At 66.5% G+C, this 22,926-nt stretch carries 19 protein-coding genes and 1 tRNA gene; 18 read left to right on the top strand and 2 right to left on the bottom strand.

Annotated elements, in window-relative coordinates:
• Positions 1–24: 24 nt before the first annotated feature.
• The 18 genes from secG (at position 25) to CKO31_RS00610 (ending at position 21,057) form a co-directional block, all read left to right on the top strand.
• Complete coding sequence (secG, locus tag CKO31_RS00695) at positions 25–519, top strand: preprotein translocase subunit SecG (protein ID WP_200233032.1); 495 nt, start codon at positions 25–27, stop codon at positions 517–519.
• Positions 520–584: 65 nt separating this feature from the next.
• Positions 585–669, top strand: a tRNA-Leu gene (locus tag CKO31_RS00690).
• Positions 670–872: 203 nt separating this feature from the next.
• A complete protein-coding gene (gene ndhC, locus CKO31_RS00685; protein ID WP_200233029.1) occupies positions 873–1,229 on the top strand; it encodes an NADH-quinone oxidoreductase subunit A in 357 nt (118 codons plus the stop codon).
• A 63-nt stretch (positions 1,230–1,292) separates the two neighbouring features.
• Positions 1,293–1,769, top strand: coding sequence for a NuoB/complex I 20 kDa subunit family protein (locus CKO31_RS00680; protein WP_200233023.1), 477 nt, complete (start codon positions 1,293–1,295; stop codon positions 1,767–1,769).
• A 26-nt stretch (positions 1,770–1,795) separates the two neighbouring features.
• A complete protein-coding gene (locus CKO31_RS00675; protein ID WP_200233022.1) occupies positions 1,796–2,542 on the top strand; it encodes an NADH-quinone oxidoreductase subunit C in 747 nt (248 codons plus the stop codon).
• On the top strand, positions 2,535–3,794 hold the full coding sequence (locus CKO31_RS00670) for an NADH-quinone oxidoreductase subunit D (protein WP_200233021.1): 1,260 nt from the start codon (positions 2,535–2,537) through the stop codon (positions 3,792–3,794). Before CKO31_RS00675 ends, CKO31_RS00670 begins: the two co-directional genes overlap by 8 nt.
• Positions 3,794–4,321: an NADH-quinone oxidoreductase subunit NuoE gene (nuoE, locus tag CKO31_RS00665; RefSeq protein ID WP_200233020.1), complete on the top strand. Its 528-nt coding sequence runs from the start codon at positions 3,794–3,796 to the stop codon at positions 4,319–4,321. Before CKO31_RS00670 ends, nuoE begins: the two co-directional genes overlap by 1 nt.
• A gap of 63 nt (positions 4,322–4,384) precedes the next feature.
• Positions 4,385–5,674: an NADH-quinone oxidoreductase subunit NuoF gene (gene nuoF, locus CKO31_RS00660; protein WP_200233019.1), complete on the top strand. Its 1,290-nt coding sequence runs from the start codon at positions 4,385–4,387 to the stop codon at positions 5,672–5,674.
• A 150-nt stretch (positions 5,675–5,824) separates the two neighbouring features.
• Positions 5,825–8,287, top strand: a complete 2,463-nt coding sequence (gene nuoG, locus CKO31_RS00655) for an NADH-quinone oxidoreductase subunit NuoG (RefSeq protein WP_200233018.1) — start codon at positions 5,825–5,827, stop codon at positions 8,285–8,287.
• Positions 8,284–9,318, top strand: coding sequence for an NADH-quinone oxidoreductase subunit NuoH (gene nuoH / locus CKO31_RS00650; protein WP_200233016.1), 1,035 nt, complete (start codon positions 8,284–8,286; stop codon positions 9,316–9,318). Before nuoG ends, nuoH begins: the two co-directional genes overlap by 4 nt.
• Before the next feature lie 163 nt (positions 9,319–9,481).
• Positions 9,482–9,973 carry an NADH-quinone oxidoreductase subunit NuoI gene (gene nuoI / locus CKO31_RS00645; protein ID WP_200233013.1) on the top strand — a complete coding sequence of 164 codons (492 nt, stop codon included), beginning with the start codon at positions 9,482–9,484 and terminating at the stop codon, positions 9,971–9,973.
• A gap of 204 nt (positions 9,974–10,177) precedes the next feature.
• A complete protein-coding gene (locus CKO31_RS00640) occupies positions 10,178–10,846 on the top strand; it encodes an NADH-quinone oxidoreductase subunit J (protein WP_200233010.1) in 669 nt (222 codons plus the stop codon).
• Positions 10,843–11,148, top strand: a complete 306-nt coding sequence (nuoK, locus tag CKO31_RS00635; protein ID WP_058554643.1) for an NADH-quinone oxidoreductase subunit NuoK — start codon at positions 10,843–10,845, stop codon at positions 11,146–11,148. Before CKO31_RS00640 ends, nuoK begins: the two co-directional genes overlap by 4 nt.
• A 5-nt stretch (positions 11,149–11,153) precedes the next feature.
• Positions 11,154–13,148, top strand: a complete 1,995-nt coding sequence (gene nuoL / locus CKO31_RS00630) for an NADH-quinone oxidoreductase subunit L (RefSeq protein WP_200233008.1) — start codon at positions 11,154–11,156, stop codon at positions 13,146–13,148.
• 27 nt (positions 13,149–13,175) lie between these two features.
• A complete protein-coding gene (locus CKO31_RS00625) occupies positions 13,176–14,777 on the top strand; it encodes an NADH-quinone oxidoreductase subunit M (protein WP_200233003.1) in 1,602 nt (533 codons plus the stop codon).
• Between the two features lie 13 nt (positions 14,778–14,790).
• Complete coding sequence (gene nuoN / locus CKO31_RS00620; protein ID WP_200233001.1) at positions 14,791–16,233, top strand: NADH-quinone oxidoreductase subunit NuoN; 1,443 nt, start codon at positions 14,791–14,793, stop codon at positions 16,231–16,233.
• A 41-nt stretch (positions 16,234–16,274) separates the two neighbouring features.
• Positions 16,275–17,315 (top strand): hypothetical protein, encoded by a 1,041-nt coding sequence (locus CKO31_RS00615; RefSeq protein ID WP_200232998.1) that lies wholly within the window; start codon positions 16,275–16,277, stop codon positions 17,313–17,315.
• Positions 17,316–17,490: 175 nt separating this feature from the next.
• A complete protein-coding gene (locus CKO31_RS00610; RefSeq protein ID WP_242475049.1) occupies positions 17,491–21,057 on the top strand; it encodes a VanZ family protein in 3,567 nt (1,188 codons plus the stop codon).
• A 135-nt stretch (positions 21,058–21,192) separates the two neighbouring features.
• On the opposite strand, the gene CKO31_RS00605 is transcribed toward CKO31_RS00610, so the two are convergent.
• On the bottom strand, positions 21,193–21,639 hold the full coding sequence (locus CKO31_RS00605; RefSeq protein ID WP_200232993.1) for a hypothetical protein: 447 nt from the start codon (positions 21,637–21,639) through the stop codon (positions 21,193–21,195).
• An 82-nt stretch (positions 21,640–21,721) separates the two neighbouring features.
• Complete coding sequence (locus CKO31_RS00600; RefSeq protein ID WP_200232991.1) at positions 21,722–22,711, bottom strand: adenosine kinase; 990 nt, start codon at positions 22,709–22,711, stop codon at positions 21,722–21,724.
• Positions 22,712–22,926 lie beyond the last annotated feature (215 nt).

The following is a 22,926-nucleotide window of genomic DNA, read 5'->3' as shown; positions in this document are numbered from 1 at the left end:
CACCGACTCGAACCGCCGAAGATCATGCAGCTCTTCCTGACCGTATTGCACTTGGTGCTCGCCCTCGGGCTGATCGGGCTGATCCTGATCCAGCACGGCAAGGGCGCGGATGCCGGTGCCGCCTTCGGCAGCGGTGCGTCGTCGACGGTGTTTGGCTCGCAGGGCTCGGCGTCCTTCTTGACGCGGATGACCGCGGTGATGGCCACGTCGTTCTTCCTGACCAGTATGGCGCTTGCCTACTTTGCGGCGCAGGTGGGCGAGCCCGAAGGCCTGATGGACGACGTCCAGATGCCGGCACCCATGGGCCCCGGGCCGGAGCCGGCGCCCGAGCCGGCGGACACCGACGCACCGACGGTGCCAGCGCCGGCCGCAGAGGCCGACGTGCCCGCGGCGGATGCCGGGTCGGGCGGTGGCGATCTGCCGCCGGTGGACGTGCCGGTCTCGCCGGATGCGGTGCCGCAAAGCGGTGGGTCGGATCTGCCGCCCATTCCCGCGGAGCAGCCGACGGGCACGAACTGAGCCGGCGTCGCCACCATGGCCTGTCCCCATGGCCTGACCAGGGTGGCCCGCCGGAAGACGATTTTGCCGACGTGGTGGAATTGGTAGACACGCTGTCTTGAGGGGGCAGTGGCGCGAGCCGTGCCGGTTCGAGTCCGGCCGTCGGCACCATTTTCGACTCTGACCGGGCGCCCACGGGCGTTCCGGACAATGCCCGCAGGGACTGGGTCTGTAGCAACAACTTACTGAAAGAAAAGGGTTTCTGGGTGCTCTGTTAGCTTGACACCCGCCACCCCCTGCACTAGACTCCCGCGCGCCCCAGGCGTTGTGCAATACAGCGCCGACACAACAACAGATCACTGAGTGAGCGGCGCGTGCTGGAAGACTATCTCCACATCCTGATTTTCCTCATCATCGCGCTGCTGATCGGCTTCGTGCCGCGCGTGCTGGGTGCACTGCTGGGCCCGCGCCGGCCGGATCAAGCCAAGGATTCGCCCTACGAGTGCGGCTTCGAGGCCTTCGAGCACGCGCGCATGAAGTTCGACGTGCGCTACTACCTGGTCGCGATCCTCTTCATCATCTTCGATCTGGAGATTGCCTTCCTATTTCCCTGGGCCATTGTGCTGGAAGACCTTGGCATGGCCGGCTTCATCGCCATGTCGGTGTTTCTAGGGATTCTCGTGGTCGGCTTCATCTACGAGTGGCGGAAGGGAGCCCTGGAATGGGAGTGATCCGCCCGCAGGTCGGCCTCGGCTCCCAACAGCTGCATTTGCCCCGAATCGGAGGAGCGCACCATGGGTATTGAGGGCGTGCTCGACGAGGGCGTCGTCACCACGACCGCCGACAAGCTGATCAACTGGGCGCGGACCGGCTCCCTGTGGCCCATGACCTTCGGCCTCGCCTGCTGCGCCGTGGAGATGATGCACGCCGGCGCCGCGCGCTACGACCTGGACCGCTTCGGTATCATCTTCCGGCCCAGTCCGCGCCAGAGCGATGTCATGATCGTCGCCGGCACCCTGGTCAACAAGATGGCACCGGCGCTGCGCCGGGTCTATGACCAGATGGCGGAGCCGCGCTGGGTGATTTCCATGGGCTCCTGCGCCAACGGCGGGGGCTACTATCACTACTCGTATTCGGTGGTGCGTGGCTGTGACCGCATCGTGCCCGTGGACGTCTATGTCCCCGGTTGTCCGCCGACGGCGGAGGCACTGCTCTACGGCGTATTGCAGCTCCAGAACAAGATCCGGCGCACCAACACCATCGCGCGCTGACATGCGCACGCGGCACTACCACTTCCATGTCTGACACCATTGCTTCCACCGGCGACGCCCGCCTCGATGCCCTTGTGCACGTGCTGCAAAGCCGCTGGCAGGGCGAGGGATTCGAGCTGCAATCCGCCCTCGGCGAGCTGACCCTCACGGTGCCGGCGGCCGAGGTCAAGGGCGTCTGCACCCAGCTGCGCGACGACAGCGCACTGCGCTTTGAGCAGCTGATCGATCTCTGCGGCGTCGACTATGCCGCCTACGGCAAATCCGAGTGGGCCACCGAAGAGGCGAGCACCACCGGCTTCGGGCGCGGCGTCGACCGTGACGTGGAGCTGGACGCAGACGACCCGCAGCGCTTTGCCGTCGTCTACCATTTGCTGTCGCTGGAGTACAACCGCCGGCTGCGGGTCAAGGTGTACGCCGGCGGCGCTCAGCCCATGGTGGACTCGGTGCTGGACATCTGGACCGCCGCCGACTGGTTCGAGCGCGAGGCCTTCGACCTCTTCGGAATCCTCTTCCGCGGCCACCCGGATCTGCGCCGTATCCTGACGGACTACGGCTTCGTCGGCTATCCGTTCCGCAAGGACTTCCCGCTCAGCGGCCACGTGGCCATGCGCTACGACCCTGAGCAAGGGCGCGTACTCTACGAGCCAGTGGAGATCGAGCCGCGCGTGCTCGTGCCCAAGGTCATCCGCAACGACAGCCGCTATCTGACCGAGGAGCAGGCCCAGGCCGCGCGCGAGGCCAAGGACGCCACGGGGAAAGCCGCCAATGCCTGAGATCCGCAACTACACGCTGAACTTCGGCCCCCAGCACCCCGCCGCCCACGGCGTGCTGCGGCTGGTGCTGGAGATGGACGGCGAGGTCATCGACCGCGCCGACCCGCACATCGGGCTGCTGCATCGCGGCACCGAGAAGCTCGCCGAGTCCAAGCCGTTCAACCAGAGCATCGGCTACATGGACCGGCTGGATTATGTGTCCATGATGTGCAACGAGCACGGCTATGTGCGCGCCATCGAGAAGCTCCTCGGCATCGAGGCGCCGATCCGTGCGCAGTACATCCGGACCATGTTCGACGAGATCACGCGCATCCTGAACCACTTGATGTGGCTCGGGGCGCATGCGCTCGATGTCGGCGCCATGAGCGTTTTTCTCTACTGCTTCCGCGAGCGCGAAGACCTGATGGACTGCTACGAGGCGGTCTCGGGGGCGCGCCTGCACGCTACCTACTACCGCCCCGGCGGTGTCTACCGGGACCTGCCGGCGCAGATGCCGCGGTTCCCGGACTCCAGCACCCAATGGCACGGCAAGGGCGCCGTGCGCAAGCTGAACGAGCCCCGCAGCGGCTCGCTGCTGGACTTCATCGAGGACTTCACCGACCGCTTCCCGGGACTGGTGGACGAGTACGAGACCCTGCTGACGGACAACCGCATCTGGAAGCAGCGCACGGTGGGCATCGGTGTCGTCAGCCCCGAGCGGGCGCTGAGCCTGGGCTTCACGGGCCCCATGCTGCGCGGCTCCGGCTTCGCCTGGGACCTGCGCAAGAAACAGCCCTATGCCGCCTATGCCGACATGGACTTCGACATCCCGGTGGGCCAAAACGGGGACTGTTACGACCGCTATCTGGTGCGCATCGAGGAGATGCGCCAGTCGAACCGGATCATCAGGCAATGCATCGACTGGCTGCGCGCCAACCCCGGTCCGGTGATGGTGGACGACTACAAGGTGACACCGCCGAGCCGCGTGGACATGAAAGACGACATGGAAGCCCTGATCCACCATTTTAAGCTCTTCACCGAGGGCTACTGCCCGCCGCCGGGCGAGGCCTATGCGGCGGTGGAGGCGCCAAAGGGGGAGTTTGGCTGCTATATCGTCTCCGATGGTGCCAACAAGCCCTACCGGCTCAAGGTCCGGGCGCCCGGGTTCGCACACCTCGCCGCCATGGATGAAATGTCCAAGGGGCACATGCTGGCGGACGTCGTGGCCATCATCGGCACCATGGACGTCGTTTTCGGGGAGATCGACCGCTGATGAGCTTTCGCACCGCACCCCTCGCCGTCGTCCACGACGTGGACAAGAGCACGCTGCTCACGCCGGAGCTGCGCGCCGAGATCGACCGACATGTCGGCAAATATCCGCCGGAGTGGAAGCAATCCGCAGTAATGCCGGCCTTGACGCTGGTGCAGGAGCACAACGGCGGCTGGCTCACGCAGGACCTCATGGATCAGGTGGCGGCCTACCTCGACATGCCGGAGGTGGCGGTCTACGAGGTCGCCACCTTCTACGCCATGTACGACCTGGAGCCGGTGGGGCGCCACAAGATCTGCGTCTGCAATAGCATTTCCTGCATGCTCGGCGGTGCCGAGGCGTTGCTCGAGCACGTCGAGGCGCGCCACGGCGTCGCGCCGGGCGAGACCTCCAAGGACGGCAAGTTCACGCTCAAGGAGTTCGAGTGCCTCGGTGCCTGTCGCCATGCGCCCGTGGTCATGGTGGACCAGGAGTACCACGAGTGCGTGACGCGGGACGGCATCGACAAAATCATCTCCAAGCTGGACTGACCGCGGCCCACGCGCCTGCGCCGTCGCGGCCGCCACCCGGACAAGCCACAAGCAACATCCGCCATGGTCGACCATCAAGACACCGTCTGCTTCCGCACCATGCGCCTGCGGCCCAAGATCCGCCATACGCTGAAGGCCTATCGCAGCGTCGGCGGCTATGTGCAATGGGAGCGCATCCTGCGCGAAAAGCCCTCGCCCGAGACCTTGATCGAAGAGATCAAGCTCTCGGCGCTGCGCGGGCGCGGCGGCGCCGGCTTCCCGACCGGGCTCAAGTGGAGCTTCATGCCGCGCAACAAGCCGGGGCAGAAGTACATCGTCTGCAACTCGGACGAGGGCGAGCCCGGCACCTGCAAGGACCGCGACATCATGCGCTACAACCCGCACCAGCTCATCGAGGGCATGGCCATCGCGGGCTACTGCATCGGCGCAACGGTTGGCTACAACTACATCCGCGGCGAGTTCTACGAGCCCATCGACCGCTTCGAGGAGGCGCTGCTGGAGGCCTACCAGGCCGGCCTGCTCGGCAAGGATCTGCAGGGCTCCGGTATCGACTTCGATCTCTACACCCATCTCGGCGCCGGGGCCTACATCTGCGGCGAAGAGACGGCGCTGCTGGAATCCCTGGAAGGCAAGAAGGGTCAGCCGCGCTTCAAGCCGCCGTTCCCGGCGCAGGCCGGCCTGTACGGCAAGCCCACCACCATCAACAACACCGAGTCCCTGGCCTCGGTGCCCGTGATCCTGGAGAAGGGCGGGCAGTGGTTCCTGGAGCAGGGCCGCCCCAACAACGGCGGACCGAAGCTGTTCTCGGTGACCGGGCACGTCAACAAGCCCTGCAATGTCGAGGTGCCGCTGGGCACGCCCTTCCGTGACCTGCTGGCGCTGGCCGGCGGCGTCAGCGGCGGGCGCAGGCTGAAGGCGGTCATCCCCGGCGGCTCGTCGGTGCCCGTGGTGCCCGGCGAGGTCATGATGGAGACGGACATGGACTACGACTCCATCGCCAAGGCCGGGTCCATGCTGGGTTCTGGGGCCGTCATCATCATGGCCGAGGGCACCTGCATGGTGAAGGTGCTCGCCAACCTGGCGCACTTCTATGCCCACGAGTCCTGCGGTCAGTGCACGCCCTGCCGCGAGGGCACCGGCTGGCTGGAGCGGGTGCTGGAGCGCATCCTGCACGGGCAGGGGCGCCCGTCCGACCTGGACTTGCTGGACAATGTCGCCGGTCGCATCGGCGGGCGCACCATCTGCGCGCTCGGGGATGCGGCGGCCATGCCGGTGCAGAGCTTCTTGAAGCACTATCGGCACGAGTTCGAGCACCTCATCGAGCATGGCACGCCGCTGGTGGAGGCGGCCTAGGTCGAACGGCTCGCGGCGGTCGGCGCGGCCGCCGCACGCCGCCGCCGGGCTGGCGTCAGCACGGGCCCGGCTCAAAGCGAGACAGATCCCAAAGGATGGGTGCCTACAACCAGCAGCCCCGAATGGGCCTTGGAGCGGAAGCAGACCATCATGGCGGAGCAGATCAGCATCGAGATCGACGGCCGGACCTGCGAGGCGGCCGCCGGCGAGATGATCATCGCAGTGGCCGACCGCGAGGGTATCCCGATTCCGCGCTTCTGCTACCACGAGAAGCTCTCCATTGCGGCCAATTGCCGCATGTGCCTGGTGGAAGCGGAAGCCGGCGGACGGCCCTTCCCCAAGCCCGTGCCCGCCTGCGCCACGCCGGTGGCCGAGGGCATGAAGGTGCAGACGCGCTCGGCGAAGGCGCTGGACGCCCAGCGCGGCACCATGGAGTTCCTGCTCATCAACCACCCGCTGGACTGCCCCATCTGCGATCAGGGCGGCGAGTGCGAGCTGCAGGACGTCTCCATGGGCTATGGCGAAGACGTCTCGCGCTTCTCCGAGCGCAAGCGCGTGGTCAAGGACGAGGACCTGGGGCCGCTGATCGCCACGGACATGACCCGCTGCATCCACTGCACCCGCTGCGTGCGCTTCGGTGCGGAGATCGCCGGTGTGCGCGAGCTCGGCGCTACGGGCCGCGGCGAGGACATGCGCATCGGCACCTATGTCGAGAGTGCGGTGGCGCACGAGCTCTCCGGCAACGTCATCGACCTGTGCCCGGTGGGCGCGCTGACCTCCAAGCCCTACCGGTTCACGGCAAGGGCCTGGGAGCTCACGTCCGAGGAGGGTATCGCGCCCCACGACGCGGTGGGCTCCAACCTGTACCTGCACATCCGCGGCGAGCAGGTCATGCGCGTGCACCCGCGGGACAACGAGCCGGTCAACGAGACCTGGATCTCCGACCGCGACCGCTTCAGCTACGAGGGCTTGAGCAGCGATACCCGGCTCACCGAGCCCCTGCGCAAGCGTGCCGACGGCACCTGGGAGGCCCTGGACTGGCAGGCAGCCCTGCATCTGACGGCCGATGTGCTGCGCGGGTCCGACCCGGACCAGATCGGCTGGCTCATGGCGCCCAATGCGACGCTGGAGGAGGCCTATCTGGCCCAGCGCCTGCTGCGCGGCCTCGGCGGGCGCCACATCGACACCCGACTGCGCCGGCAGGACTTCCGCGGCGATCGCGCCGATCCCGCCGTACCCTGGCTCGGCCTGCCCATCGCCGAGCTGGAGCGCCAGCAGGCCGTGCTCGTGGTGGGCAGCGACATTCGCCAGGAGCAGCCGCTGCTGGCCCATCGGCTGCGCAAAGCGGTGCTGGACGATGCCGCCGTCAGCTTTTTGAACCCCTATGAGCTGGCGCTGACCCATCCGGCGCGACAACTCACGGCACCGCCCGGGCGCCTCAGCGTGCGCCTGGCCGCCGTGGCCCGAGCGCTGTCCGCCAGTGCCGAGGGGGCCGCCGGCAGCTTGATTTCGGGTGCGCAGCCCGCCGAGGCCGAGACGCGCCTCGCCGAGGAGCTCCGAGCCGCCGGCGAGCAGGGCCGCGGCCTGGTGCTCTTGGGCGCCCTGGCCGAGGCGGACCCGGACTACACCCTGCTGAAGGAGCTGGCCTACCTGGTGGCCGATGCCGCCGGCTGCCGGCTCGGCTTCCTGCCGGTGGCGGCCAACAGCGTCGGTGCCGCCCTCGCCGGTGCCGCGCCGCACCTCGGGCCGGGTGCGCAGGCGTTGGAGGCGCCCGGGCTGGATGCGCTGGCGATGATCACCGAGCCCCGCCAGACCTATGTGCTCTGGGGGCTGTCGCCGGAGCTGGACCTGTTTGATCCGTCGCGTGCGCGGGAGGCGCTGGCGGGCGCGGCGCAGGTCATCGGCTGCAGCGCCTTCCGCACGCCGGACCTCGAGGCGGCCTGCGACATCCTGCTGCCCATCGCCGCTTTCGCCGAGACCTCCGGCACCTTCGTCAACGCCGAAGGGCGTTGGCAGCGCTTCCAGGGTGCCGTGCCGCCGGCGGGCGACGCCCGTCCCGGGTGGAAGGTGCTGCGGGTGCTGGGCAACATACTGGAGCTGGACGGCTTTCACTACAGCAGCGGCAAGCAGGTGCACGACGAGCTGGCCGCGCTGTGTGCGCAGACCCGGGGCGGGGGCGCGCAGGTCTGCGACGGCGGGACTCAGCCGGACAACGCCCGCCGTGGCGACTACGGTCTGAAACAGCCGCTGCCGGCGCCCGACGGGCTGATGCGCGTGGGCAATGTGCCCATCTACGCGGGGGATCAAACGGTGCGCGCGGCGCCGGCGCTTCAGCACACGCCGCTGGCCGAGCCCCTGGCGCTGCATCTGCATCCGGATACCGCCGCCGGCCTCGGTCTCGCCGACGGCGATGCCGCCGAGGTGGCCCAGGGCGAGCGCCATACCGTGGTGCCGGTGGTGATCGACGATGCCGTGGCGCCGGGCGCCGCCCGCGTGCCGGCGGCGGTGCCCGGCAGCGGCGTCCTCGGCCCGGCAATGGGACCCATCGCCGTTGCCAAGGCCGACGCCTCGCAGCTCGCCGCCACCCAGATGCTCGGAGGGCAGCCGGCATGATGGATCTCTGGAATGCCCTGCCGCTGCCGCTTCAGAGCATTATCGCGGCCATGACCATCGTCCTGCCGCTGCTCGGCGTGGTGGCCTACTACACCTACGCCGAGCGCAAGGTCATCGGCTACATCCAGGTGCGCATCGGCCCCAACCGGGTGGGCTGGCGCGGACTGCTCCAGCCCATCGCCGACGCGCTGAAGCTCCTGGTGAAGGAGATCATCGTCCCGAGCAAGGCCAACAAGGGCCTGTTCCTGCTGGCGCCGCTGATCTCCATCGTGCCGGCGCTGGCGGCCTGGGCCGTGGTGCCCTTCGATGCCGGCGTGGTGCTGGCGGACATCAACGCCGGGCTGCTGTACGTGCTGGCGCTGACCTCGCTAGGCGTCTACGGCGTCATCATCGCCGGCTGGGCGTCCAACTCCAAATACGCGCTGCTGGGGGCCATGCGCGCGGCGGCGCAGATCGTGGCCTACGAGATCGCCATGGGCTTTGCACTGGTGGGGGTGCTGGTGGCCGCCGGCAGCCTGAACCTGAGCGCCATCGTCGAGGCCCAGTCCGGCAGCTTCCTGACCTGGTTCTGGCTGCCTCTGCTGCCGTTGTTCGGCGTCTACTTCATCTCCGGCGTCGCCGAGACCAACCGCGCCCCCTTCGATGTCGCCGAGGGCGAGTCCGAGATCGTCGCCGGATTCCATGTCGAGTACTCCGGCATGGCCTTCGCGATCTTCTTCCTCGCCGAGTACGCCAACATGGTGCTGATCGCCATGTTGACGACGCTGCTCTTCTTCGGCGGCTGGCTGTCGCCCTTGCAGGGCATTCCGGTGCTCGGGGCGGCCACCGCCTGGGTGCCCGGCATCGTCTGGATCGTGCTGAAGACCTTCTTCTTCATGTTCGTGTTCCTGTGGCTGCGGGCGACCTTCCCGCGCTACCGCTACGACCAGATCATGCGCCTGGGCTGGAAGGTCTTCATCCCCATCACGATCGTCTGGATCCTGGTGGTGGCCCTAGCCGTGCTGGTGGGCCTGCCGCCGTGGTGGAATTGATGGCGAGTTGCGAGTTGCGAGTGACGAGGAAGAACAAGGCCGCGGGCTCCGACACAGCCTGGACGCCGTCCTCGGTACTCGATCCTCGAAACTCGAAACCCGAAACTCGCAACTCGATACTCGACACCCGACACCCGACACCCGACACCCGACACCCGACACTATGCTTGACACCGCACGCCAATACGTCGACAGCCTGCTGCTGACGGAGCTGCTCCGCGGCATGGGGCTCACGGGTCGCTACCTCTTCAAGCGCAAGTTCACGGTCCAGTATCCGGAGGAGAAGGCGCCCATCTCGCCGCGCTTCCGCGGACTGCATGCCCTGCGCCGCTATCCCAACGGCGAGGAGCGCTGCATCGCCTGCAAGCTCTGCGAGGCGACCTGCCCGGCGCTGGCCATCACCATCGAGGCGGAGCCCCGCGCCGATGGCTCGCGGCGGACGACGCGGTACGATATCGACCTGTTCAAGTGCATCTACTGCGGCTTCTGCGAGGAGTCCTGCCCGGTGGACTCCATCGTCGAGACCGGCATCTACGAATATCATTTCGAAAATCGCGGCGAGAACATCATGACCAAGGACAAGCTCCTCGCCGTGGGGGACAAGTACGAGGCCGACATCGCCGCGGCCCGCGCCGCGGATGCGCCCTATCGCTGAGGTCGCGGTAACGGCAATCCGAGCCGCAACGGTGCGGGCGCGAGCGCGCCGCCCGCTCCGCAAGGCCGAGCGCGCCGCGCCCGAGCGCACAACAGGCTAGCGCGGCGCGCGCAGCCATCCCCTTCTGCGCGGCGCCGTTTTCGAGCGCCATCTCCGCCCGGATGCGATCATGGACGATCGCCCGGGCTCAGCAGCGGATATCCCATGGGTTTCGAGAAGTTTCTGTTCTACGTGTTCGCGGCCATAACCGTATTCGCAGCGGGGATGGTCGTGACCCGTCGCAACCCGGTGCACGCCGTGCTCTATCTGGTGCTCGCCTTCGCCAGCAGCGCGGCGCTGTGGCTGCTCATCGAGGCCGAGTTCCTCGGCATTGCGCTGGTGCTGGTGTACGTCGGCGCCGTCATGGTGCTGTTCCTGTTCGTCGTCATGATGCTGGATGTCGACATCGCGGCGATGCGTGCGCAATTCATCAAGCATCTGCCGCTGGGCTTGGGCATCGCCGCGCTCATGGTGTTCAACCTCTTTCTGGTGCTGGGACCGTCGAGCTTCGGCCTCGAGGCCTTCCCCAAGCCGGCGCCCAAGCCCGCGGACTTCAGCAACACCTCGGAGCTGGGGCTCAACCTGTACACCGTCTACGTCTATCAGTTCGAGATCGCCGCGGTGATCCTGCTGGTGGCCATCGTCGCGGCCATACGGCTGACGCTGCGCCGGCGCCCGGACACCAAGTATCTGGACCCGGGCGTGCAGGTGAAGGTGCGTAAAGGGCCGGATCGCATTCGCATGGTCTCCATGCCGGCGGAGCAGATCCCGCGGCCGGTGGCCGCCGAGGAGCCCAAGACACAGAACGACGAGGACAAGGAGATGGCGCCATGATTGCGCTCTCGGATTATCTGCTGCTCGGCGCCGTGCTTTTTTCCATTTCGGTGGCGGGCATCTTCCTGAACCGCAAGAATGTCATTGTGCTCTTGATGTGCATCGAGCTGATGCTGCTTGCGGTGAACATGAACTTCGTCGCCTTCTCGCATTTCCTGCAGGACGGGGCCGGGCAGATCTTCGTGTTCTTCATCCTCACCGTCGCCGCCGCCGAGGCCGCCATCGGTCTTGCCATCCTGGTGGTGCTGTTCCGCGCCCGGGGCACCATCAACGTCGATGACCTCGACCTGCTGAAGGGCTGACGGCGATGAAGCTCATCTATCTCATCATTGTGCTGGCGCCGCTGGCGGGCGCCATCGCCGCCGGCTTCTTCGGCGGTCGCATCGGCCGGGTCTGGTCGCATCGGGCCACCATCGCCGGCGTGGGTGTGTCCGCCGTGCTGTCGCTGTGGGTGCTGGCGCGCTTCATCTGGGGCGACGCCCAGACCTTCAACGGCGCCGTCTACACTTGGCTGGTGTCCGACGGCATGCACTTCGAGATCGGCTTCCTGGTGGACCGGCTGACGGCGCTGATGATGGCCACCGTGACCTTCGTGTCGCTGATGGTGCATGTCTACACCATTGGCTACATGGCCGACGACGACCACAACTGGCCGGAGGGGGCGCTCACCGGGCGCAACAGCTATCAGCGCTTCTTCGCCTATATCTCGCTGTTCACCTTCTCCATGCTGATGCTGGTGATGTCGAACAACTTCATGCAGTTGTTCTTCGGCTGGGAGGCGGTGGGCCTGGTATCCTATCTGTTGATCGGCTTCTGGTCGGTGCGGGAGTCCGCAATCTTCGCCAACCTCAAGGCCTTTCTGGTGAACCGGGTGGGTGACTTCGGGTTTATCCTGGGCATCGCCGCCATCGGCATGTATTTCGGCTCCATGGACTATGCCGAGGTCTTCGCCAAGGCCCCCGAGCTGGCGGATACGCAAGTGGCCGTCTTCGGTGGCGTGTCGCTGATGACGCTGGTGTGCATCCTGCTCTTTATCGGCGCCATGGGGAAGTCGGCACAGGTGCCGCTGCATGTCTGGCTGCCGGATTCCATGGAAGGCCCGACGCCCATCTCGGCGCTGATCCATGCCGCCACCATGGTCACGGCCGGCATCTTCATGGTGGCGCGGATGTCGCCGCTGTTCGAGCTCTCGGCCACCGCGCTGTCCTTCGTGCTGCTGGTGGGGGCCATCACCGCCTTTTTCATGGGGCTCATCGGCCTGGTGCAGAACGACATCAAGCGGGTGGTGGCCTACTCGACCCTCTCGCAGCTCGGCTACATGACCGCGGCCCTGGGCGCGTCGGCCTATGCCGCCGGCATCTTCCACCTCATGACCCATGCCTTCTTCAAGGCGCTGCTGTTCCTGGCGGCGGGGTCGGTGATCATCGCGATGCACCATGATCAGGACATCCGCAACATGGGCGGGCTTCGCAAGTACATGCCCATCACCTGGGCCACGGCGCTCATCGGCTCCCTGGCGCTCATCGCCTTTCCGGGCTTCTCCGGCTTCTTCTCCAAGGACGCCATCATCGAGGCGGTGGGTGATTCCCATATCGTCGGCGCCGGCATCGCCTGGCTGCTGCTCACCGTCGGCGCCTTCGTGACGGCGCTCTACAGCTTCCGGATGTACTACCTGGTCTTCCACGGCAAGCCGCGCATGGACGAGCACACCCGCTCGCACCTGCACGAGACGCCCTGGGTGGTCACCGTGCCGCTGATTGCGCTGGCGGTGCCCTCCATCGCCATCGGCTGGCTGACTGTTGAGCCCCTGTTGGTCAACAACTGGCTCGGCGACGCCATCTACGTCAAGCCCGAGCACGACTCCCTGCACCACCTGGCGGAGCACTGGCATGGGCAGGTGGCGTTCATCCTGCACGGTATGGGTGCACTGCCGTTCTGGCTGTCCATGGGCGGGCTGGTGCTGGCGACAGTGGTCTGGCTGGTGTTGCACAAGCGCAATCCGAGCATCGATGCCGAGCTTCAGGCCAAGGGCGGCTGGCTCACCCGGGTGCTGCAGGACAAGTACGGCTTCGACGACTTCAACCAAAAGGTCTTCGCCGGCGGCGGGCTCGACATCGGCCGCTTCCTGTGGAAGACCGGTGACCGCACGCTGATCGATGGCGCCGTGGTCAACGGCTCGGCGCGTATGGTGGGCTATCTGGCAGGGGTGATGCGCCACCTGCAGACCGGCTACCTCTACCACTACGCCATTGCGATGATCGTGGGCCTGGTGGCGCTGCTGACGCTCTTCGTCGCCTTCTGAGCATAACGAGCAAGGAGTCACACCCGGATGCTGCCCCAATTCCCCTGGCTGACGCTGGTCATCTGGCTGCCCATCATCGGCGGCCTGGCGGTGATCGCCAACGGCGACAAGAACGCCGAGCAAACCAAGCGCATCGCGCTTGGCGTGGCCGTGGCGGCCTTCCTGGCGAGCCTGCCGCTTTGGCTGCTGTTCGAGGCGGGCACCGCCGACATGCAGTTCGTGGAGCGCGCCCAATGGATCCCGGCGATCAACGTCGAGTACTACCTGGGGGTCGATGGCATCTCCATGCCGCTGATCCTGCTGACCACCTTCGTGACCATCTTCGTGATCGTCGCCGGCTGGGAGGTGATCAGCTATCGGCCGTCCTATTACATGGGCGCCTTCCTGATCATGGAAGGCATCATGGTGGGCGTCTTCTCCGCCCTGGATGCCATCCTGTTCTATTTCTTCTGGGAGGCGATGCTGATCCCGATGTTCCTCATCATCGGGGTCTGGGGCGGCCCGAACCGGGTCTACGCCACCATCAAGTTCTTTCTCTATACCTTCTTCGGCTCGGTGTTCATGTTGGTGGCGCTCATCTACATGTATTTCCAGGCCGAGAGCTTCAGCATTCCGGACTTCCACGGCCTCCAGCTCGGCATGACGGCGCAGGTGCTGATCTTTCTGGCCTTCCTCATCGCCTTCGCCGTCAAGGTGCCGATGTTCCCGGTGCATACCTGGTTGCCGGATGCGCACGTGGAGGCACCCACCGGCGGCTCGGTGATCCTGGCGGCCATCATGCTCAAGATCGGCGGCTACGGCTTCCTGCGCTTCAGCTTGCCCATTACGCCGGACGCCAGCGCGTCGCTGGATTGGCTCATCATCGCCCTGTCGCTCATCGCCGTGGTCTATATCGGCTTCGTGGCGCTGGTGCAGGACGACATGAAGAAGCTCATCGCCTATTCGTCTATCGCCCACATGGGCTTCGTGACCCTGGGCTTCTTCGTGGTGTTCAGCATCGTGCGCCACACCGGCAGCGCCGAGGGTGCCGCCATGGGCATCTCCGGCGGCATGGTGCAGATGATCTCCCACGGGTTCATTTCGGGGGCGCTGTTCCTGTGCGTCGGTGTGCTCTACGATCGCATGCACTCCCGACAGATCGCCGACTATGGCGGGGTCATCAACACCATGCCCTGGTTCGGGGCCTTCGTGGTCTTCTTTGCGATGGCCAATGCTGGGCTGCCGGGCACGTCGGGCTTCGTCGGGGAGTTCATGGTGATCCTCGCCAGCTTCCGGGCGGACTTCTGGTACGCGCTGCTGGCGGCCACGACGCTGATCTTGGCGGCGGCCTTCACGTTGTGGATGGTCAAGCGGGTGGTCTTCGGCCCCGTGGGCAACGACCAAGTGGCGGCCCTGAAGGACCTCAATCGCCGCGAGACCCTGAATCTGGGCGCGCTCGCCGCGGCGACGCTGGCCATCGGCATCTGGCCGAAGCCCCTGGTGGACGTCATGGAGCCGTCCATCCAGCACTTGGTGCAGCACGTGCAGGTGAGCAAGCTGCCCGAGAGCGCCGCCGTGCGCGTGCAGGCCGCGCCGCCGTCCGCCGGCCAGCCGGCGGGCCTCGCGCAGGTAACGCCGCAGGCCGACTGACAGGAAACCGCCGATGAGATTCCAAGCCATCGACCTCTTCACCCTCCTGCCGGAGCTGGTGGTGCTGATCACGGCCTGCGTGGTGCTGATCGTGGACCTCTACCTGCCGCAGGAGCGCAAGGACGTCAATCAGCTCATCAGCTTCGCCGGGCTGGGCATCGCCATCGCCGCCGTCGGCGTCGTCGGTCTCGCCTGGGGGCCGATGCCGACCTACGCCTTCGGCGATGCCTTCGTGCGCGACCCCATGAGCGACCTGCTCAAGGGTGCCGTGCTGGTGGTGACCCTGCTCGCCTTCGCCTACTCGGCGCGCTACATGCGCGAGCGCGACATGTGGGTCGGCGAGTTCCATGTGCTGGTGCTCTTCGCGCTGCTCGGCATCCTGATCATGATCTCCGCCAACGGCTTCCTGGTGATGTACCTGGGGCTGGAGCTGCTGGCGCTGTGCCTGTATGCGCTGGTGGCCTTCAATCGGGATTCCAGCACCGGCGCCGAGGCGGCGATGAAATACTTCGTCCTCGGTGCGCTCGGCTCGGGCATGCTGCTCTATGGCATCTCCATGCTCTACGGCGCCACTGGGGCGCTGGGCTTCGCGCCGGTGGCCGAGGCAGTAGCGATCCAGGGCATGGAGAACCGCTTCCTGGTGTTCGGGCTGGTGTTCGTCATCATCGGCATCGCCTTCAAGTTCGGAGCCGTGCCCTTCCACATGTGGATTCCCGACGTCTACCAGGGCGCGCCCGGGCCGGTGGCCTTGTTCCTGTCCAGCGCGCCGAAGGTGGCGGCCTTCGCCATGGCGGTGCGCATCCTGGTGGATGGCCTGCCGGGCCTGGCCAGCGAGTGGTCCGAGATCCTGGTGATCCTGTCGGTGCTGTCGCTGGCCATCGGCAATGTTGTCGCCATCGCCCAGAGCAACATCAAGCGCATGCTCGGCTATTCGACCATCTCGCATGTGGGCTTCATCTTCCTGGGCCTGCTGGCGGGCACCCCGGACGGCTATGCCGCGGCCATGTTCTATGCCGTGGTCTATGCCCTGATGGCGGCAGGCGCCTTCGGCGTGCTGGTGATGATCTCCCACCAGGGCTTCGAGGCCGAGAACCTGGACGACCTCAAGGGCCTCGGCGAGCGCGACCCCTGGCTCGCGGCGATGATGACCCTGGTCATGTTCTCGATGGCCGGGGTGCCGCCGCTGGTGGGCTTCATGGCAAAGTTGCTGGTGCTGCAGGCGGTCATCGACATCGGCCTGGTGTGGCTGGCCATCGTCGCAGTGGTGTTCTCGATCGTCGGCGCCTTCTACTATCTGCGGGTGGTGAAGATGATCTACTTCGACAAGCCGGAGCTGGATGCCGCTGTCGACGGCTCGCGTGATGCCCGCATCGCCGTGAGCGTCAATGGACTGTCCATGCTGGTTCTTGGCATGTTCCCGGCGACGCTCTTGGCGCTCTGCGAGGCGGCCTTCTGACGCCGACACGGCGTATTGACGCGCGGCATAGGGACAGCATCATGAACCCTCGACACGTCTTTGGCAGAGCCGAGCGGCGCCAGGCCCTGGCCTTTCTTGCGGTCCGCGTGCTCGCCATTTTGTTGGCGGCCGCGGCATTACTCTATGCCGTGGCGGTGACGCCGGGCGTGCCCTATCACGTGCGCGAGCTCTTCGGGTCTGGTCCCACGCCGCTGCAAGCGCTGCTGTTCGCCGTGATGGTGCTGTTGGCGCTCGGGCCGCCTGCGTTGTTTGGGCTCCAGCTCATCCGCCAGCCCAAGCCCTGGGCTTGGCTGTTCCCGATCGCACTGTTGGCCCACGCCGTGGTCATCTTCCTGATCTTCCGGTTTGCGACGCCCATCGAGAGCGTGCACGACCTGGTTGGCATGCCGCTGTGGCCCGTACCCGCGGAGCTGGAGCGTCTGGTGCGCTTCATCGCCGTCTTTCTGGTGTTCTCGGTGGCCATCGCCGGGGGCACCGCGATGCTCTACGCCATCAACCGCTCCTACGAGCCCCTGCGCTTCCTGTGGTGGCTGCTCTACGCGGTGGTCTTTCTGGGCTTTGGCTACTGGGTCGTGGTCGTGCTCGCTGCCACGGACAATGTGACCCTGCTGCTGCGGGGGGACGCGAATCCCCTGTCTTGGATCGCCATCTCGCTGTGGATGTTGTTGATGGCCTTTGGGGCGTCGGTGCTGGCGGAGCGGCTCGCCGGCGTCTTTGCCGGTACCCTGGCCGCGGTGTTCGCACAGGTGCTGCTGCTGGTGGTGACCTATAGCGTTGCCTTCCTGGCGACGGAGCCGAAAGTGCTGGGTCCGGACTCCCGCCTCTCAGCGCTGGAGTTCCTGTTGAGCGCCAGCCGCAACGAGTACGGCCTGAGTGACCTGCAGCTCTTCTTGCGCTACGCGGCGGCCTATGTCGCCGTGATGCTATTGCTGACCTTTGCGCAGTACCCCGTCTGGGTGGCGTACTCGACGCGGCGCTTCGCGCGCAAGCCAAGCCCCGCACCGCTCGGCTCGGTGCCCGCCGACGAGGCCGCAGGCGCGGGTTCCAACGACGCCGGTTGATGCCTGCGAGCACGGCGCGTCGGCTCGTCGGGGGCGCGAGCGCTCCAGCCCCGCACACCCGTAGGACTCACCAGTCCAGGGGCCGGAGGTGTCGGTGCCGTGAGGTCTCAGCGGCGGCCGCCCTGGCTTTGCGCGGCGCCGGTGCTTTGGCGCACCGGCCCGCCTGGCCGTGACCATGCACTGGGATACCGTACAGCCCGCCGGGCGGTATCCAGATCCAGCGGCCGGCTTTCGTGAGCCGCGCTGGTGGCTGCTTTGCCTGGTCTATCTCGGGTTCGTGGTCTACGGCAGCCTGGTGCCGCTGGAATGGCGTGCCGTGCCCTTCGACGAGGCGCTCTCGCGCTTCGCCAACATCCGTTTCCTCGAGCTCGGGACCGCGTCCCGCGCGGACTGGGTCGCGAATATCGTCCTCTACGTGCCGCTGGGCTTTCTCGCCTGCGCGGCCCTGTTCGGCATCCGTGCCTATGGTGCCCTGGCGCTGATCGGGGCACTGACGGTCTTCGTCCTTGGTGTGGCCCTGGCGGCCGCGGTGGAGCTCGCGCAGATCTTCTTCGCGCCGCGCACGGTCTCGTTGAACGATCTGCTCGCGGAGACCCTCGGCACCGGCATCGGTGTCGGCCTTTGGCTGTTCGGGCGTTGGCGGGTGGTGCGCCTGGGGCTTGCGTTCGCAGAGGGCGGTCGTGCGTCGGTGCTCGCGGCGCTCGTGCTCTTCGTGCTGGCCTACGGCCTCTTCTCGCTCTTTCCGTTTGACTTTGTCGTCTCCGGCGACGAGCTCGCCGAACAGCTGACCAGCCGGAATCACGCCTGGCTCATGAGCGGCTGCGGGCAATGGCTGCGGTGTGCTGCGTTCTGGCTGGCGGAAGTCCTCGCCATCGCGCCGCTCGGATTCCTGCTGGCGCTGCTGTATCCGCGCTGGTCTTGGGTGCGCTTCGCGCTGGTGGGTATCGGGGCAGGGCTCCTGTTGGAGCCCTTGCAGCTGCTCCTGGTGTCCGGCAAGGCGCAGGGCTTCTCGGTGCTGCTGCGCGGGGCTGGAACGCTGTTCGGCGCCTGGGTGGGGTATCTGCTCAGCACCCGGCTCGATCTGGTGGTCTTGGCCGGGCTGACCCGGCGAGCACTGCCGGGGCTCGCCGTGCCGTATCTGCTCGCGCTCACCGCGCTGTCCGGCTGGTGGAGCGGCGCTTGGCGGTCGCTCGCCCAAGGGCTGGCGAGGCTCGACGAGCTGGGGTGGGTGCCGTTTTACTATCACTACTGGACCTCCGAGCCGGTGGCCATGACCAGTCTGCTCTCGCAACTGGCGCTCTATATGCCGGTGGGTCTGGCTGTCTGGGCCTGGCATTACGGCGGTCGGCTGCGGGCGGCGCATGCCTGGCAGGCGCCGCTCATCGCCGTCGGCCTGGCGCTGGTGGTGGAGGCGGGCAAGCTCTTCGCGCCGGGCGCGCGCCCGGACCCCACGAACCTGCTCATCGCCCCCGCCGGGGCCTGGCTGGCGCAGGCGCTGGCAAGCTGGTTTGCGCGGGTAGTGTCGCAGATAAAGCCAGCGCGGGCAGGGCAGGTCCCGACAGCCTGGCCCGGGCATGCGCCGGTGCCGCGGTGGTCGGCCGAGCCGACCCCGGCGAGCGCACACGGGCTTCTGGGCGGGCGGCGGGGTCCGAGTCCGGAATCGGCTGCGGACTCTGGTGCGCTGTCAGCTGTTTCGCGGGTGCCGGCCGACGCCCCGGCACCGGCCAAGCCAGCGATGGCTGCGCCCAGCAGGCGGGGCAGTGCCAGACAGGGCATCGCGTTTTCGCTGCCGCAGCAGCAGGCGCTGCCCGAGCCAACGCTCATCGGCTACCTGTATCTACTCGGCGGTGGTGCTGCGGTCATTGCCGGGCTGCTGCTCTATCCAGTGGGCCAGCTCTGGCTCGCAGCGGCGCTGCTGTTCTTTGGCGCGGCGCTCTGGCGCTGGCCCTGGCTCTGGCTTGCGGTGGTGCCGGCTGCACTGCCGGTGCTGGACCTGACGCCCTGGAGCGGTCTTGTCCTGCTCAACGCCTTCGATCTTTTCGTGCTGGTGGGGCTCGCCGTGGCGGGGCTGCGACTCTCCGGCGTCAAGCCGGCCCGCTTGCCCAATGCCTGGCTCGCGCTGGCGCTGCTGCTGCTTTGGGTGAGCTGGCTCCTGTCCATGGGTATCGGGCTGGCACCGGCGGCTGGGAGCGACCTGCCGGTGGCGTCGTCGCATCCGCCGCTTGCGCCCTGGCACCTGGGCAAGGGTCTGCTCTGGGCGCTGCTGGCGGTGCCGCTGCTGCGCCGCTATCGGCGCTGGCTGGGCTCCACGGCCGCGGCTCGGTTGGTGCTGCCGGGGGCGGTAGCCGGACTCGCTCTGGTCTGCGCCAACGTGCTGTATGAGCGCCTGGTCCACGTCGGGCTGTTCGATTTCGACGACGTGTTTCGCGTCACCGGCCCGTTCGCGAGCATGAATGACGGCGGTGCCTATATCGAGGCTTACGTGGCGTTCACTTTCCCGATGCTGTTGGTGTGGATTTTGATGGCCCAGCAGCGGTGGCTCCAGGTGCTAGGTGGCTTGCTTGTTCCTGTGGCGGCCTACGTCATGCTGGTGACCTTCTCCCGCGCAGGCTATGGCGCATTTGCCGTCAGCGCCTTGGTCGTGATGGGCGGCCTGCTGGTCGGTCGGGTCCGATTGGTGCGCAGCCAATGGCTGGTGTTGCTGGGCCTGCTGGGTGTGGTGAGCATCGCTGCCGTGCCGGCTCTGTCCACGGGCTTCGCCAGCGAACGACTGGCCCAAGCTCGCGCCGATATGGATACCAGACTGGCCCATTGGCGACACGCCATTGCGCTCATGGATAACGATCTGCCGACCTTGCTCTTCGGCGAAGGCTATGGCCGTTATCCGGCACTCTATTTGTTCTCGCCGCGTCCGGACACCCCGGCCGGTACGTACGAAGTGCTGGAGGAGGGCGGTAACGGTTTCTTGCGTCTCGGGAAGGGCGAACCCGTTTACCTAGATCAGCGTGTCCCCGCGCGCGCAGGGACGACATATGAGCTGACGGTTCGGTTACGTGCAGAGGCGGTCCAGGCCAAGCTGAGCGTTCCGCTGTGCGAGAAGGCGTTGTTGTATTCATTTACCTGCGTGTGGCGCAGCGTGACGCCGGAAGTTGCGGATCAGTGGCAGACACTGAGCGCAAGCATCCAGACCGACCAGGTCGGCCGAGGCGGGCGCTGGCCCCATGGTCCGGTGAAGCTGTCCCTCTACAACTCGGGGCAGGGGCGTCTCGATCTGGACGACGTGAGCCTGAAGTCGCCGGATGGGCAGGAGTTGATTACCAACGGTGGCTTTGAGCAGGGTGCAGAGCGCTGGCTCTTCGTCACGGACCAGGACCTCGCTTGGCATATCCACGAGCAGTTCGTGGAGACATATTTTGCGCAGGGGCTGCTGGGCTTGCTCGCCACGGCGGTGCTACTCATCGCTGCGACCTCTGTGGTGGTGCCGGCGATCCGCGGCGGACGCTACGAGGCAGTGGCCTTTGCCGGTGCGCTGGCGGGATTTCTGAGCGTCGGTCTGCTCGGCAGCACCGTGGATGCGCCGCGCACTGCGATGTTGTTCTATCTGGGGGCGTTTTGCGCCACGCTACTGTTGCGTGGGGCCGATCAACGTCGGCGGCGCCGAAAGACACAGGGGGCGGCTGGCGGCGCGGGCAGCCCGATGGACAGCCGCGCCACCGTGCTGGCGGCGCCGGCAAGCGCCTGACCAAGCTCAGGCGGGATGACAGCCGCCGCGTTGCCCTGACTCGTCGATGTCTTGCAGACCACTAGGTCGGTCGCGGTCTGCTAACGGTCGGTCCGAGCTAAGCTCGCCGCCTGGTCACAGTCGATTAGTGGCTGTTTACGGCACGCATGACACGGACGTGATATCACCTTCCGCAATTACGCCCCCACCATCGGTGTTTTCCTGCCAACACAGCGCATTGCTGGCGTCAGCATTCTCGTCGCGGTAGATGCGCCATTGGTAGGTACCACCGCCACCATCGTAAGCGTACTGCATGGTGTCGCCGACGATGCTCCACGTGCCGACCTTGCGTTGTGGATCAACTGGGTCGCTTGGGCCGAGACCGACTTTTTGCAGATCACCGCTGGTGCCCGACCCGCAATGGATCTCCTTCCAGTTTTCGCCGTCAGGTGCGTTCGCGTTGATGGATTCGCCCGCGATGTTTGTTCCCAGAGCAGCAGCGCCGAGAAGCGTCTCGTAACCTTCAGCGGGACAATCGGAAAACGCCGGCGCCGCTGTGGCTAAGAGGGGAAGGGCCGGTAGAAATGCGAAAAATGGTCTCATGGGTGCGCTCCAAGTGCCTGACAGCGTGCTTGTCGGATCGTGAGTCCATACTCATCGAAGCATTGGCAAAGATACACTGGTTTCACCCGAATTTCGTGAGAATGGCCTGTGTCTCATCACGTCCGATGCGCGGTCCAAGACTGGTCACGAGCTTTGCCGATGCGGCTGACGCCAAGTCGCCTGCGCGCTGATGGCTCCAACCCTGCGTCAGCCCGTAGAGGAAGGCCCCCGCAAACATGTCCCCGGCGCCGACGGTGTCCACGGGCTTCACCGGCACCGGGTCGATGTCGATGGCCTGCTCGCCGTCCCAAACCAGCGCGCCCTTGGGGCCGCGGGTGATGGCGAACTCGCGGGCGATGGTCTTCATGTAGGCGACGGCGTCGTCGAGGTTGTCGGCCTCGGCCATGCCCATGGCCTCTTCCTCGTTGGCGAAGACCATGTCCATGCGCTCGCCGATCATCTCCTTGAGGCCGTCCTTGAAGAACTTGACCATGTTGGGGTCGGACAGGGAGAGGGCCGTCTTGACGCCGTTGCGCTCGGCGAGCTTGCGGGCCTCGATGGCGGCGACGTGGGCGGTGTCGGAGGTGACCAGGTAGCCCTCGGTGTAGAACCACTCGGAGGCCGTCAGCGCCTCCTGGTCCAGCTCGTGCAGCGACAGGTTGCCGCTGATGCCCAGATAGGTGCACATGGTGCGGTCGGAGTCCGGCGTGACCAGCACCACGCAGCGGCCGGTGTCGCCTTCCTCCAGGAAGGTGGTGTCGCGGGTACCGACGCCGCCGTCGCAGAGATCCTTGAGGTAGAAGTGGCCGAGCTCGTCGTTGGCGACCTTGCAGGAATACCAGCCGGTGCCGCCGAATTGGCAGAGCGCGATCACGGAGTTGGCTGCGGAGCCGCCGGAGCCGCGCTGGTGATGGCGCTCGCGCAGATGCTCCATGATGCGCAGCTGGTGCGCCTCGTCCACGAGCGTCATCACGCCCTTGTCGATGCTCAGGTGCTGGAGATCCTCGGGCTGGACCTCGTACTCCATGTCCACCAGTGCGTTACCCAGGGCGTAGACGTCGTACTTACTCATGCAATACCTCGTGCGTTCTGACAAACGCTGCATATTGTCTCAGATTCCGGCGGGGACTTCGCCCGGCATTGCCGCCGTGGCAGCGGCCTCTGGGCGCGGCAGGCTGCCAACGCAGCGCTTGAGCACATCGCCGCCGGCAGTTCGCTCCGAATTTGGCTAATCCGCGGCAAGGCCGAGTGTGGGGCTGGCCCCGCCAGGCCGGTTATGCGGTACGC

This window comes from Thiohalocapsa halophila (assembly GCF_016583825.1).
Taxonomy (GTDB): Bacteria; Pseudomonadota; Gammaproteobacteria; order Chromatiales; family Chromatiaceae; genus Thiohalocapsa; species Thiohalocapsa halophila.
This window is presented reverse-complemented; position numbering and strand designations above follow the sequence as displayed.